This window comes from Microvirga sp. HBU67558, assembly GCF_018069605.1.
GTDB classification, from domain to species: Bacteria; Pseudomonadota; Alphaproteobacteria; order Rhizobiales; family Beijerinckiaceae; genus Microvirga; species Microvirga terrae.
This window is the reverse complement of the sequence record NZ_JAGPUP010000292.1, coordinates 1-955: the sequence shown is the minus strand read 5'-3', so window position 1 is coordinate 955 and position 955 is coordinate 1. Positions and strand designations below refer to the sequence as shown.

The window sequence follows — 955 nt, the reverse complement described above, 5'->3', positions numbered from 1 at the left end:
TCGGCAAGTCCAAGGCGAAGCTCCTGACCGAGGCGCATGGCCGCGTCACCTTCGACGACGTGGCGGGCATCGACGAGGCCAAGGAAGACCTGCAGGAGGTGGTGGAGTTCCTGCGCGACCCGCAGAAGTTCCAGCGCCTGGGCGGCCGGATCCCCCGCGGCGTGCTGCTCGTCGGCCCTCCCGGCACCGGTAAGACCCTGACCGCCCGGGCGGTCGCGGGCGAGGCCAACGTGCCGTTCTTCACCATCTCGGGCTCCGACTTCGTCGAGATGTTCGTGGGCGTCGGCGCCTCCCGTGTCCGCGACATGTTCGAGCAGGCGAAGAAGAACGCCCCCTGCATCATCTTCATCGACGAGATCGACGCGGTCGGCCGCCATCGCGGCGCCGGCCTCGGCGGCGGCAACGACGAGCGCGAGCAGACCCTCAACCAGCTCCTGGTGGAGATGGACGGATTCGAGGCCAACGAGGGCGTGATCATCATCGCGGCCACCAACCGCCCCGACGTGCTCGACCCGGCGCTTCTGCGCCCGGGCCGCTTCGACCGCCAGATCGTCGTCCCGAACCCGGACGTGGTCGGCCGCGAGAAGATCCTGCGCGTCCATGTCCGCAAGGTGCCGCTGGCGCCCGACGTGGACCTGAAGATCATCGCCCGCGGCACCCCCGGCTTCTCGGGCGCCGATCTCATGAACCTCGTCAACGAGGCGGCCCTGCTGGCCGCCCGCCGCGGCAAGCGCATCGTCACCATGCGCGAGTTCGAGGACGCCAAGGACAAGGTGATGATGGGCGCCGAGCGCCGCACCCTCGTCATGACCGACGACGAGAAGCGCCTGACCGCCTATCACGAGGCCGGCCATGCCGTCGTGGCGCTGAACGTCCCGGCCACCGACCCGGTGCACAAGGCCACCATCATCCCGCGCGGCCGTGCGCTCGGCATGGTCATGCAGCTCCCCGAGCG

The 955-nt window shown here is 69.8% G+C and carries 1 protein-coding gene; it reads left to right on the top strand.

The genetic code is table 11. The features are described from left to right. The coding region (gene ftsH / locus KBI52_RS01295) for an ATP-dependent zinc metalloprotease FtsH (RefSeq protein ID WP_210804843.1) at positions 1–955 on the top strand (955 nt) is incomplete at both ends.